Source organism: Cellulomonas sp. Root137, from assembly GCF_001426725.1.
Taxonomy (GTDB): Bacteria; Actinomycetota; Actinomycetes; order Actinomycetales; family Cellulomonadaceae; genus Cellulomonas.
In genome coordinates, this window is sequence record NZ_LMFG01000001.1 from 1,129,518 (window position 1) to 1,142,040 (window position 12,523).

A 12,523-nucleotide genomic window follows, 5' to 3' on the forward strand; every position below is an offset into this window, starting at 1 on the left:
CCTCAAGCTGCGACGAGTGGTGCACGCTCGTGCGGCCACGCTAGCGCGAGATGCCCGGATCGCGGAGGATCCGGGCATCTCGGGTCAGCGGGTCAGGAGACGGGGACCGCGACGGGCTGCTCCGCGGGCTCGGGCTCCTTCTGCTTGCTCAGCGCGCTGGGCCACCACATCGTCTTGCCGATGTCGAGGTTCAGCGCCGTGACCAGCACCGATCGCACGATGAGGGTGTCCAGCAGCACGCCGAACGCCACGGCGAACCCGATCTCGGCGAACGCCACCAGGGGCAGCGTGCCGAGCACCGCGAACGTCCCCGCCAGGACCAGTCCGGCCGAGGTGATGACCCCGCCGGTGGCTGCCAGGCCGACCAGGGAGCCACGGTGATGCCCGATCCGCAGGGCCTCCTCGCGCACCCGGGTCATGAGGAAGATGTTGTAGTCGATCCCCAGGGCGACCAGGAACACGAACACGAACAGCGGGAACGACGTGTCCGCGCCGGCGTAGCCGAACACGTACTTGAACACGAGCGCGCTGATGCCGATGGCGGCGCCGAACGAGAGCACGACGGTGCCGACGAGCACCAGCGGCGCCACGATCGCCCGCAGCAGGACCATGAGGATGACGAACACGACGAGCAGGATGATCGGGATGATCAGCCGGTTGTCGTCGGCCGAGGCCCGCTGGACGTCGAGGTTGACCGCCGTCGTGCCGCCGACCAGCGCGTCCGCGTCGGGCACCGCGTGCACCGCCTCGCGCACCCGGTCGACCGTGTCGTAGGCCTCGTCGGCGTCGGGTGCGGACGTCAGGGTGCCCTCGATGTACGCGAGGTCGTCCAGCACGACGGGCTCGGAGACGCTCGCCGGGTCGATCCCCTCGACGTCCGCGAGGACCGCGGCGACGTCGGTGGCGTGGTCCGCGTCCGCGATGACGACGACGGGGGAGCCGGCGCCGCCGGGGAAGTGCGCGGAGAGCACCTTCTCGCCCACGATCGACGGCTGCTCGCCGCGGAACGACTCCTCGGTGGTCAGCCCGGTCGCGTTGAGCGCCACGATGCCGACGCACGCGACGAGGAGCGCCGCGGACGTGCCGATCCACGTCGCCCGGGGCCGGCGCTCGATCCGGCCGCCGACGCGCGCCCAGAAGCCGTGCTCGGACGGCTCGCTGTCGCCGAGCTTGGGGGTGCGCGGCCAGAAGATCCAGCGGCCGCAGGTGACCAGGAGCGCCGGCAGGAGGGTGAGCATGACGAGCAGGGCCACGCCGATGCCGATCGCGGCGACCGGGCCGAGGCCGGCCGTGGAGTTCATCGTCGCGAACAGCAGGGCGAGCATGCCGATGGCCACCGTGGCACCGCTGGCGATGATCGCCGGGCTGGCGCGGTGCAGGGCCAGGGCCATCGCCTCGTGCCGGTCGCCGTGCTTGCGCAGCTCCTCGCGGTAGCGGGCGACCAGGAGCAGGGCGTAGTCCGTCCCCGCGCCGAACACGAGGACCGTGAGGATGCCGGCGCTCTGCGCGTTCACGGTGAGGTCGTAGTTGTCGGCGAGCAGGTAGATGAGCGCCTGCGACACGGTGAGCGCGACGCCCGCGGAGATGACCGGCAGGATCCACAGGATCGGGCTGCGGTACGTGATGAGCAGGATGACGATGACGACGGCGACCGCCGCGTACAGCAGCGTGCCGTCGATGCCCTCGAACGCCTCGGACGAGTCCGCGGCTGAGCCCGCCGGACCGGTCACGTAGACGTCGAGACCGTCGGGGCCGTCCTCCGCGGTGGCCCGCAGGTCGACGACGGCGTCGGCGGCGAGGTTCCAGCCGTCGGACCCGAGGTCGAGCGGGACGATGATCTGCGCGGCCTGGCCGTCCTCCGACGGGATCGGGCCGACGACCTCGCCGTCCAGCGTGTCGAGCGTGCCGAACTCCGCTGCGTCCGCCGCGATGGCCGCGAGGTCGTCGGGCGTGAGGCCGGACGAGCGCTCGTAGACCATGACCGCGGGGATCGTGTTGGCGGACACGAAGCTGCCCGCGACGTCGAGCACCTCGGTCGACTCGGCGTTGGCGGGCAGCCAGGACTTGGCGTCGTTGTCCTGTGCGCCCGTGAGCTTGCCCGCGAGGGGCCCGAGGAGCGCGACCACGACGAGCCAGAAGACGATGACGGCGAACTTGAGGTAGCGATGGGTGATCCATCCGGCGACCTGAGACATGGGTGTTCCTTTGCAGGGGATGTCGACGACGACTGGAAAGGGGCGGGCCGCCTGCCCGGAGATACCGCGGCGGACGCCGGTCTCGGTGCTGTGAGCGATCCTAGGATTTCGAGGTCGCCGGGCCCAGGGATATAGGGGATACCCCCGAATCGACCCTCAGGTTCCCCTCAGGAGTTGCCCAGGGCAGTCACGGCGCGCGCCACGTCGTCGGCGTCGTTCCAGACGTGGAACGCGAGCCGGACGCCGCCGCCCCGGCCGGCCGCCCGGGTGCCGCCGGCCGCGAGGAGGGCTCGTCGGGAACCGGCCTCGTCGTCGGGCAGGGCCACGATCGCGCTCCCGGCGGGCGCCATCCCGAGCCCGGCACGGAAGGAGTCGGCGAGGCCCACCGTGTAGCGACGGACGTCGTCCGCGGGTGCGTCCGCGACGAGCTCCAGCGCGGGGACCGCGCCCACCCAGCAGAGCCAGGCGGGGGACACGTCCAGCCGTCGGGCGTCCGTGGCGAGCACCATGTGCGGGCCGTAGACCGACGACCAGATCTCCTCGCCCGCGTACCAGCCCGCGCTGGTCGGTCGGAGGCGGTCGAGCAGCTCGGGGCGGACCGTCAGGAACGCGGTGCCGCGTGGGGCGGACAACCACTTGTAGGACGCGCAGACCGTGACGTCGAACAGCGTCGCGTCCACGGGCAGCCAGCCGGCGGCCTGCGTGACGTCGCAGACGGTCACGGCCCCGGTCGCGGCGGCCGCCGTGCGGATCGCGTCGACGTCGGCGATCCGGCCGTCGCGCGACTGCACGAGGGAGAACGCGACGGTGTGGGTGGACGCCCGGACCTCGTCGGCCAGCGACTCCAGCGGCACCTGCCGGACGGTGACGCCGCGGTCGGCGTGCACCAGGAACGGGAAGACGACCGAGGCGAAGTCGCCGTCGACCACGAGCACCTCGGCGCCGTCGGGCACGCTCGACGCGACCATGCCGACCAGCGCGGACGTCTGCGAGCCGGTCGCCACCCATGACAGGTCGACCCCGACCAGCCGGGCGAAGGCGGCGCGCGAGGCCCTGACCGCCTCGTCGTACACCGCGAGGTCGGCCTTGCCGGCCTGCCAGGTGTCCAGGGCGCCGCGCATCGCGTCCACGGTCGCCCGGGCCGGCAGCCCGCACGTGGCCGCGTCGAGGTAGCCGGGCACGGGGGCGAACGCGGAGCGCAGCACGGTCAGGGAGTCCATGCCGACGATCGTCTCAGCCCGCGGTCGCGCCGAATGGCGCCCGCGTCTGCGCTCCTCTCGCTAGCGTGTCGCCCGCACCGTCGCCGACGAAGGAGCCACCGCCATGCCGCCGTACTGGACCGCCCGCCGCATCCTCTGGACCGGCGTGGTCGTGGCGCTCGGCGCCAGGCTCGTCGTCCAGCCGGCGTTCTACGCCCTCATGAACGCGTTCCCCTTCAGTGTCGACGTCTACGGCTTCGGGGTGGTCGACGTCTTCGGCTGGCTCGAGGCCGTCATCTCGATCGCCGTGTGGGTGGGGGCGTCGATGGTCGCCGCCTCGTTCGTCGTGCGCGTCCTGGAGGAGCGCGGCGTGGTCCCCGCGGTCGTCCAGGGCGCCGACGCCGACCGGTCGAACGAGCTCTGAGGGAGCGGCTCAACGCGTCCTGCACCGTGTCCCCCCGGGGCAGGCGCTCCGCGCGCCCCTGACCACTCGCGTGAGGACTTCGTTCCTCCGGGCGCGACGAAGTCTTCACGCGAGCGTGCTGAGCCAGTCGCGGACCGCGGTGGCCACAGCGGTATCGCTCGTCGGCGTGTGCGTGCCGGGAACGAAGACGGTGGTGACGGGACCCGGGATCACGGACAGGTGGGTGGTGAGCTCCTCGGGGGAGCCGAACGGGTCGGTGGTGCCCGAGACCGCCAGGACCGGGACGCGGAGGTCGGGCAGGTGCGCCGTGCGGAGGTTGTCCGGGCGGCCCGGTGGGTGCAGCGGGTAGGAGAGCAGGACCAGTCCGGCGGCGGGCAGGCCCTCCGCGACGGCCATCGAGCACATCCGACCGCCGAACGAGCGGCCGCCGAGCACCAGGGCCTCGGTGCCGACGCCGAGTGACGACGCGAACGCCTCGGCCTGCGCCCGGACCGCGGCGATCGCCGGTGCCGCGGTCTTCGGGAGGTCGAGCCGGAGCACGGGCAGCGGGGCGACGGCGGTCTCGACGGCGACGAGCGCGGGGCTGTCGCGACTTCCGCCGAACCCCGGGGTGAGCAGCAGCCCGGCGACGGTCATCGCAGGCCCAGCACCGAGGTGATCGTCCGGACCACGCCGTTGGCGGTGTTGGCGGGTGCGACGAACCGGGCGTGCGCGCGGACCTCGGGGTGCGCGTTGTCCATGGCGAACGAGTAGTACGCCGCGTCGAGCATGCCGATGTCGTTGAAGTAGTCGCCGAACACCATGGTCTGCTCCGCGGTGACCCCGAGCGCGGCCTGCACGGCTCGCAGCGCGTGGCCCTTGTCGGCGGTCGGGCTCATCACGTCCACCCAGTGCTCGCCCGAGACCAGCCCGTCGAACGGCTGCAGCAGCCGGCCCGCACCCGTCACCGCGGAGCCGAAGTCGTAGACGGCCACCTTGAGGATCTGGTCGTCGACCACGGTCAGGTCGTCGACGTGCTCGAGCTTGGCGTAGTAGGGCGTCGCGTGGTCGAGGAACGCGTCGTCCGTGCGCTCCACGTAGGCCGACCGCTTGCCGCACAGCACGGTCCCCAGGTCGAGGTGGCTCGCCGCCCGCACGGTCTCGACGGCCTTGCGCGCGGTGCCCAGGTCGAGGCCGTCGGAGCTGATCTCCTCGTCGTGCTGGACCACGTAGGAGCCGTTCTCCGCGATGTAGACCAGCTCGTCGCGGCCGAACTGCCGGCGCAGGGTCGCGTACTGCCGGCCGCTCGCCGGGCACAGGCGGATCCCGCGGCGGTCCAGCTCGTCGAGGAGCGGCCAGAAGTCGTCGTGGATCCGCTTCTCGTCGTCCAGCAGGGAGCCGTCCATGTCCACCGCGATGAGCCGGATGTCGGGGACGGGGTCGAAGACGAGGGGTTCCACCGACCGATCCTCTCAGGAGGTCTCGCGTGCGAGGTGCTCGACCGTCGCGGTCAGCGCCCGCAGGCCGGTCTCCACATCCGCCAGGCTGACGTCCTCGTCCGGGTGGTGGCTGATGCCGTCGGGGTTGCGCAGGAACAGCATGCCGACGCCGGTGACCGCTCCGATGGCCATGGCGTCGTGCCCCGCACGGCTGAACAGGGCGGGGACGTGCCGGCGGCCGGTGTCCTCGATCCCGGCGCGCACCACGTCCTGGAGCAGGGTGTCGCACATGACGGCGGGTGCCTCGTGCAGCTCGCGGGCGGACCAGGTCAGACCGCGTCGACCGGCGATCTCGTCGAGCTCCCGCGTGATGGAGCCCCAGACCCTGTCGCGGTCGTCGTCGTGCTCGCCGCGCAGGTCGACCGTGAGGCGGGCCTCGCCGGGCACCACGTTGACCGCGCCCGGGAAGGTCTCCAGGCGGCCGACGGTGCCGATGATGTGGTGCTCGGCGCGGCAGAGCCGCTCGACGGCCAGCGCGACCTCGCTGGCGCCGAGCAGCGCGTCGTGCCGCTTCTCGTACCGGGCCCCGCCGGCGTGTCGGGCCTCGCCGTCGATCTGCACGGCGAACCGTCTGGCGCTCGCGATCGACGTCACGACGCCCAGGGGAGCGCCGCCGTCGTCGAGCTCCGGCCCCTGCTCGATGTGCGCCTCCAGGTACCCGGCCAGCGACTCCCTCGACCGCGCGGCCGTCCCGATCCGACCCGGGTCCAGACCGAACTCGCCGAACGCCGTGCGCAGCGTGGTGCCGTGCTCGTCGGTGAGGTCCCACCACGCCTCGTTCCAGCGGCCGGCCATCGCGGACGACCCGAGCAGCGCCGTCCCGAACCGGGCGCCCTCCTCGTCCCAGAACGCCACGACGTCGAGCCCGAAGCGGAGGGACGGTGCCTGGGGTCGCAGCGCACGGACCACCTCGATCGCCATGAGCACGCCGAGGATCCCGTCGTACCGGCCGGCGTCGCGCACGGTGTCCAGGTGCGAGCCCAGCAGGAGCGAGGGCGCGTCCGGGTCGCGTCCGGGCAGGTGGCCGCACTGGTTGCCGGCGGCGTCCTGCCACGTGTCGAGCCCGACCTCGCGCATCCACCGGGCGGCCACCCGGTTCACGCGGGCGTGCTCGGGCGACAGGTAGACGCGCTCGATCCCGCCGGTCATCGAGGTGTACGCCGCGAGCTCGTCGCAGCGGGCCATGATGCGGCGCGCCGCGGTGGGGGCGTCGAGCATCAGGCCTCCGCGTAGGCGGCGTCGACGCCGCCGCCGTGAGGGACCCGGGCACCCGCCCGCCGGAGCGTCTGCTCCAGCGCGGCGAGCGTCAGGAGCACCGTGTCGAGGCGTGCGTTCCAGCCCATCGTGCCGATGCGCCAGACGCGACCGTGCAGCGGACCGAACGACGTGCCGATCTCGATGCCGAAGTCCTGGAGCATCGCCCCGCGCACCGCGTCCCCGTCCACGCCATCCGGGATCTCGACCGCGACCACGTTGTGCATCTTGTGCGCCACGTCCCCGAACACCCCCAGCCCCAGTCCCCGGACCCCCGCGAGCATCGCGCGGCCGGCCCGCTCGTGCCGGTCGATGACCGCCTGCCGGCCCTCCTCCAGGATGATCCGGGCGCACTCGCGGGCGGCGTACAGCATGCTCGTCGCCTCGGTGTGGTGGTTCAGCCGCCGCGGCCCCCAGTAGTCGAGGACCATGCCGAGGTCGAAGTAGTTCGAGTGCACGGGCTCGCCGGTGTCCTCGTCCGACTCCTCGCGGATCCCGGCCTCGATGCGGCGGCGCCCCCGGATCACCTCGACCGCCCTGTCCGACAGGCTGATCGGCGCGCTCCCCGAGGGGCCGGACAGGCACTTCTGCAGGCCGGCCGTGGCAGCGTCCAGGCCCCACGCGTCCATCTCGAACGCGTTGCCGCCCAGGGACGCCGTGGCGTCGGTGTAGAACAGCACGCCGTGCTTCGCGCAGATCGCGCCCAGCTCGTCGAGCGGCTGGAGCATCGTCGTCGACGTGTCGCCCTGCACGACCGCCAGCAGGTGCGGGCGGACGCGGACGATCGCCTCCTCGATGACGGAGGCCGGGAACACCTGCCCCCACGGCACCTCGATGGTGTGCACCTCGGCCCGCGCGCGCAGCGCGATCTCGGCGAGCAGGTGCCCGAACCGGCCGAACACCGGGACCAGGACGCGCTCGCCCGGCCGCACCAGCGACACGATCGCCGCCTCGATGCCCGCGCGGGACGTGCCGTCGACGAGCAGGGTCGCGTCGTTCGTCGTCGCGAAGACCTCCCGGTACAGGGCCATCGTCTCGTTCATGTAGCCGGTCATCACGGGGTCGTACTGGCCGATCAGCGGGGTGGACAGCGCGCGCAGCACGCGCGGGTCGGCGTTGACCGGTCCGGGTCCCATGAGCAGGCGGGCGGGCGGGTTCACCGGGGCGGTCATGCGAGTCCTCCGAGGGAGCGGGCGTGCCGGACGAGCGAGAGATCCGTGCCGCGGGGGCCGACGAGGCAGACGCCGACCGGCGCCGGCCCGAGAGCGGACGGGAAGGTGAGGGCGGGGACGGAGAGGGCGGGCAGACCGCCGATGCCGGCCAGCGCGGTCATCCGCAACGTGGCACCGCGGACCCGGTCGAGCTCGTCGGCGCTCGCGGTCCGGGCGGGGGCGGGGCCGGGGGTGGTCGGCAGGACGAGGACCGCGTCGTCGGCGATCGCACGGATCACCCCGGCGAGCCGCTCGACGTCGGCCCGGGCGGAGGCCTCGTCGGCCGCGGTCACGTCGCGGGCGATCGCGAACCGCTCGCGCACGCCGGGTCCGACCGCGTCGGGGTGTGCGTCGATCCAGGCGCCGTGCGCCCGCCACGCCTCCGCGGCCTGCACCACGCGGAACGCCTCGAACCACTCGTCGAGCGGGCCGACCTCGACCTCCTCGACCGTCCCCGCGCACCAGGCGTCGAACGCCTCGCGGGTGGCCGGCTCCACCAGCTGCAGGACCTCGACCGGGACCACCCGGCGGGAGGGCAGGAGCGGCGCGTCGTCCTCGAGGCACCAGCTGACGACGTGCTCCAGGGTCGCGCCCGTCCGGGTCAGCCAGCCGACCGTGTCGAACGACGGCGCCAGCGGCAGCATGCCCTGCCGCGGCACCAGCCCGTGCGTGGTGCGCAGCCCCCACAGGCCCTGGTAGCTGGCGGGCACACGGACCGAGCCGGCGGTGTCGCTGGCCAGCCCCACGTCCGCCTGCCCGGTGGCGACCGCGGTCGCCGGCCCGCTGGACGAGCCGCCCGGGAGCGCTCCGGGGACGGCGCCGTTGGCGGGGGTGCCGTAGTGCGGGTTGGCGCCCGCGATCGAGTAGGCGAGCTCGTCGGTGCGGGCGAGGCCGCGGACCGAGGCGCCGCCCTTGAGCAGGTCGAGCACCGCCGGCGCGTGCTCGCGCTCGCGGGCCGCCTCGCGCAGCCACGTCGGGTTGCCGGCGCCGATCCGGTAGCCGCGGACGGCGAAGATGTCCTTGACGGCGACCCGCAGACCCAGCAGGGGACCCGTGAACGCACCCTGGTACAGCGGGTCGCCGACCGTGCGCCACACGGACGTGTCGAAGCTCTTCGTCCGGCCGGTGACGTGCGCGGCCGTGATGCGCCAGCGGCCCTCGGAGAGCTGCCAGACCTGCGTCTGCAGCCCGGTGCCGCCGCCCTCGTAGCGGTAGGTCGCGACGATCAGCCAGCAGTCGTCGGCGAGCTGCCGGAACTCCACCCGGTTCAGCACCCGGGGGGAGATCCCGCCGCGCGTGCTGCGGAACTCGCTGATGGCGTCGTGCCCGACCAGCAGCCCGTCGCCGTCGCCGCGCAACGTCAGGGGCCCCGGCGCGAAGGCGTCGTCGAGCGCCTCGACGTCGTCGGTGGCGAGCGCGTGCTCGTAGGCGTCGAACGCCTCCTGCAGGTCCGCGGGCAGGCTCATCGGGCGAGCCCGTCGAAGTCGGCCACGCGGATCCGGGCGTGGGCCCCGCAGACCTTGTCGACCACCTGGGAGATGTTGATGTCGGTGGCCGCCGACAGGTACGCGTAGGCGAGGTGCTCGTCGAGGCCCCAGCGCGCCTGGAGCAGGGCGAGCGCCGCCCGGACGCACTTCCGGACGGCCTCGTCCAGGTCCTTGTCGAGACCGGTCGGCACCAGGTACTCGGGCGTCTCGACCAGCGGCCCCTCGAAGGGCCCGAACCGCGCCAGTGCCTCGACCGCGGGCACCACGTCGAACCGCAGCGTGACCCGCAGGGAGGCCTCCAGCGCGGTGAGCGCGACCTCGCCGTCGCCCTGCGCGAAGTGCGGGTCGCCCACGTAGGCCAGCGCGCCCGGCACCTGGACCGGCAGGTAGAGGGTGGAGCCCACCTGCAGCAGGTTGATGTCGATGTTCCCCCCGTGCGCGCCGGGCGGCACCGAGTGCGGGCGCTCGTCACCGGCCACCGCGACGCCCATGATCCCGAGGAACGGGGCCAGCGGGAACTCGATCAGCCGCGCGCCGCCCTCGACCGCGGGCAGGCAGCCCAGGCCGTCGCGCACGGTGGCGAAGACGCTCACGTTCTCCGGCCCGCGCGGCAGCTCGCCGGCGAGCGCGCCGCGGCCGTGCCGGTTGGAGATGACGCCGTACGGCACGCGGGGGGTGGTCTCGAGCACGGTGATCGCCAGCAGGTCGCCCGGCTCGGCGCCCTCGACGTGGATCGGTCCGGTCACCACGTGCGGGCCGTCGGTGCTCGTCCGGGTGAGGGTGTCGACGATCTCGATCGCGTCCGTCAGCACGTCGCCCGCAGCCACCCCGTGGCCGGTGAAGAACGCCAGCGGGTCGCTGCCCTGGTCGTCCAGCAGGCCCTCGTGGCTCACCGTGTCGATGGTGACCTCGGTGCCGGGCTCGATGCGCAGCACGGGCTCGTCGGCGCCGCAGGGCAGGCGTCCCCACAGCACGGTCTGCGGGGTCGACGGCAGGTAGGCCGCCGCCCGGATCTCGCCGGCGCCCGGCTGCAACGTTGCACTCATCGGTCCTGCACCCCCACGATGACGCGGTGAGGACCTGGGACGACGCGCGCCGACACCTGGTGCTCATGCTGGCTCTGACGTTCACGACGGGCATCGTCGACGCCGTCGGCTACCTCGGGCTGGACCGGGTGTTCACCGCGAACATGACCGGCAACGTGGTCATCCTCGGCATGGGTCTCGCGGGGGCCGACGACCTGCCCGTGCTCGGCCCGGCGCTCGCGCTGGCCGGCTTCCTGGCCGGTGCCGCTGTGGGCGGACGCGTGCTGCGGACCGCACCGGCCGGCTGGTCGCACCGCACGAGCGGCACCTTCGCGGCCACCGGGGTGCTCGCGGTCGGGCTCGGCCTGGGTGCGCTCGTGGCGCCGCCGGTCGAGGGGACGTGGTGGGCGTTCGTCGTCACCGCGCTGCTGGCGGTCGCGATGGGGCTCCAGGCTGCGAGCGCGCGACGGCTCGCCGTCAAGGACGTGACCACCGTGGTCGTCACGTCCACGCTCACCGGGCTCGCGGCGGACAGCCGGCTGGCCGGCGGGGCGGGCGACGGATGGGCGCGGCGCTCGCTCGCGGTGCTGCTGATCCTGCTGGGCGCAGGCGTCGGGGCGCTGCTGCTGAAGGTCGGGGGCGAGCAGGGCGTCGGCGTGGGGATGCTGGTCGCGGGGGTGCTCGCGCTGGTGGCGGCGGCGCTCGGGCACCGGCACCGCGAGGCCTGACGGCTCACGCACGGGCGACCTCCGGCAGCAGCACGCGGCCGGTGCCCGGAGCGGTCACGGCTTCCGCCTGCACGATCGGCGACCCGTGCAGCCACACCGTCCGCACGGCACCGGCGAGCGTGGAGCCGTCGTAGGGGGAGACCGGGTTCCGGTGCTCGAGGGCGTGCACGTCCACCACGCGCTCGTCGTCGGGTGCGAAGGCCACCAGGTGCGCGGGCGCACCGACCGCCAGCTCGCCCAGGTCCAGCCCGGCCACGAGCGCGGGCCCGGTCGTGAACAGCGGCAGCAGCTGCTCGAGGGCGATCCCGCGCCGGCGGGCCTCGGTCCAGACGACCGACAGCCCGAGCTGCAGTCCCGCGATGCCGCCCCAGGACAGCCCGAAGTCTCCGTTCTTCAGGTCGGCGGTGGACGGGGAGTGGTCCGACACGATCGCGTCGATCGTCCCGTCGAGCACCGCCTCCCAGAGCAGGTCCTGGTTGCCGGCGTCGCGGATGGGCGGGCAGCACTTGAACTGCGTCGCGGCGGCCGGCACGTCCTCGGCCCGCAGTGCCAGGTAGTGCGGGCAGGTCTCGACGGTCAGGGGGAGGCCCTCCGCCCTGGCGGCGCGGACCAGGTCGAGCGAGCCGGCGTCGGACAGGTGCAGGACGTGCGCGCGGGCGCCGGTGCGCCGCATCGCGTCGATCACTCGGCCGATCGCGTGCCGCTCGCTCACGGCCGGCCGGCTGGCCAGGAAGTCGGCGTACCGCTCGCCGAGGGCACCGTCGCCGCGCAGGTCGGCCGGGTCCTCCGCGTGCACGACCAGCACGCTGCCGAGGGTGGCCACCTCGGCGAGCGCGGCCTCCAGCTGTGCGGGATCCAGGTGCCCGAACTCGTCGACGCCGGACGGGGTGAGGAAGGCCTTGAACCCGCGGACGCCAGCGTCGTGCAGGGGCCGGAGCGACCCGAGGTTGTCCGGCACGGCCCCGCCCCAGAACGCCACGTCCACGGTGAGCTTGCGGGCGGTCGCCGCGCGCTTCGTGTCCAGCGCCCGGACGGTGGTGGTGGGCGGGATCGAGTTGAGCGGCATGTCGACGAGGGTCGTGACGCCACCGGCCGCCGCGGCGCGGGTGGCCGACGCGAACCCTTCCCACGCGGTGCGTCCCGGCTCGTTGACGTGCACGTGGCTGTCGACCAGGCCGGGCAGGAGGACCTCGTCGGCGCCGAGCTCGACGACCGTCGCACCGTCCGGCACCGGCCCGTCGAGCGCGGTGATGTGCCCGTCGGTCACCGCGACCTGTGCGGGCTGCCACGCTCCGCCCACCCAGGCGCGCGCGGCACGGACCACGAGGTCGGGCAAGGTCATGGCGGCTCCCGGTGGTCGTCTGCTGCGTCAGGCTACGGCCACCGGCGACACCGCGTCCGCGTGGATCCGGAAACCGGCAGACACCGGGCAACCGGGGGCCGTCGTCACGCCTGCGGCGAACACGGGCAGTCCAGGCACCACCCCGCCGTTAGCATCGAACAACGCCGCCCCGTCGTCCCC

At 73.7% G+C, this 12,523-nt stretch carries 11 protein-coding genes; 2 read left to right on the top strand and 9 right to left on the bottom strand.

Annotation, left to right across the window (positions count from 1 at the left end; genetic code table 11):
• Positions 1-92: 92 nt before the first annotated feature.
• Positions 93-2,195 (bottom strand): MMPL family transporter, encoded by a 2,103-nt coding sequence (locus ASD18_RS05485; protein WP_056087770.1) that lies wholly within the window; start codon positions 2,193-2,195, stop codon positions 93-95.
• Between the two features lie 167 nt (positions 2,196-2,362).
• Complete coding sequence (locus ASD18_RS05490) at positions 2,363-3,415, bottom strand: aminotransferase class V-fold PLP-dependent enzyme (protein ID WP_056087772.1); 1,053 nt, start codon at positions 3,413-3,415, stop codon at positions 2,363-2,365.
• Between the two features lie 103 nt (positions 3,416-3,518).
• Between ASD18_RS05490 and ASD18_RS05495 the strand changes: the two genes are divergently transcribed.
• Positions 3,519-3,818 carry a hypothetical protein gene (locus ASD18_RS05495; RefSeq protein ID WP_056087774.1) on the top strand — a complete coding sequence of 100 codons (300 nt, stop codon included), beginning with the start codon at positions 3,519-3,521 and terminating at the stop codon, positions 3,816-3,818.
• Between the two features lie 105 nt (positions 3,819-3,923).
• On the opposite strand, the gene ASD18_RS05500 is transcribed toward ASD18_RS05495, so the two are convergent.
• From ASD18_RS05500 to ASD18_RS05525, 6 genes are read right to left on the bottom strand one after another with little or no spacing between them, the layout of a single operon-like run.
• Positions 3,924-4,454 (bottom strand): alpha/beta family hydrolase, encoded by a 531-nt coding sequence (locus tag ASD18_RS05500; RefSeq protein WP_056087779.1) that lies wholly within the window; start codon positions 4,452-4,454, stop codon positions 3,924-3,926.
• The gene (locus ASD18_RS05505; RefSeq protein WP_056087783.1) at positions 4,451-5,257 is read right to left on the bottom strand and encodes a Cof-type HAD-IIB family hydrolase; all 807 of its coding nucleotides are present in this window, start codon (positions 5,255-5,257) and stop codon (positions 4,451-4,453) included. The genes ASD18_RS05500 and ASD18_RS05505 overlap by 4 nt, the downstream gene beginning before the upstream one ends.
• A 12-nt stretch (positions 5,258-5,269) precedes the next feature.
• Positions 5,270-6,514, bottom strand: coding sequence for an allantoate amidohydrolase (locus ASD18_RS05510; RefSeq protein WP_056087787.1), 1,245 nt, complete (start codon positions 6,512-6,514; stop codon positions 5,270-5,272).
• On the bottom strand, positions 6,514-7,722 hold the full coding sequence (locus ASD18_RS05515; protein WP_056087791.1) for an alanine--glyoxylate aminotransferase family protein: 1,209 nt from the start codon (positions 7,720-7,722) through the stop codon (positions 6,514-6,516). The genes ASD18_RS05510 and ASD18_RS05515 overlap by 1 nt, the downstream gene beginning before the upstream one ends.
• Positions 7,719-9,227: an AtzH-like domain-containing protein gene (locus ASD18_RS05520; protein WP_056087794.1), complete on the bottom strand. Its 1,509-nt coding sequence runs from the start codon at positions 9,225-9,227 to the stop codon at positions 7,719-7,721. Before ASD18_RS05520 ends, ASD18_RS05515 begins: the two co-directional genes overlap by 4 nt.
• Complete coding sequence (locus ASD18_RS05525; protein WP_056087798.1) at positions 9,224-10,294, bottom strand: acetamidase/formamidase family protein; 1,071 nt, start codon at positions 10,292-10,294, stop codon at positions 9,224-9,226. The genes ASD18_RS05520 and ASD18_RS05525 overlap by 4 nt, the downstream gene beginning before the upstream one ends.
• Positions 10,295-10,359: 65 nt before the next feature.
• On the opposite strand from ASD18_RS05525, the gene ASD18_RS05530 reads away from it, so the two are divergent.
• Positions 10,360-11,001: a YoaK family protein gene (locus ASD18_RS05530; RefSeq protein ID WP_056091626.1), complete on the top strand. Its 642-nt coding sequence runs from the start codon at positions 10,360-10,362 to the stop codon at positions 10,999-11,001.
• A gap of 4 nt (positions 11,002-11,005) precedes the next feature.
• On the opposite strand, the gene allB is transcribed toward ASD18_RS05530, so the two are convergent.
• Positions 11,006-12,343, bottom strand: a complete 1,338-nt coding sequence (allB, locus tag ASD18_RS05535; protein WP_056087802.1) for an allantoinase AllB — start codon at positions 12,341-12,343, stop codon at positions 11,006-11,008.
• Positions 12,344-12,523 lie beyond the last annotated feature (180 nt).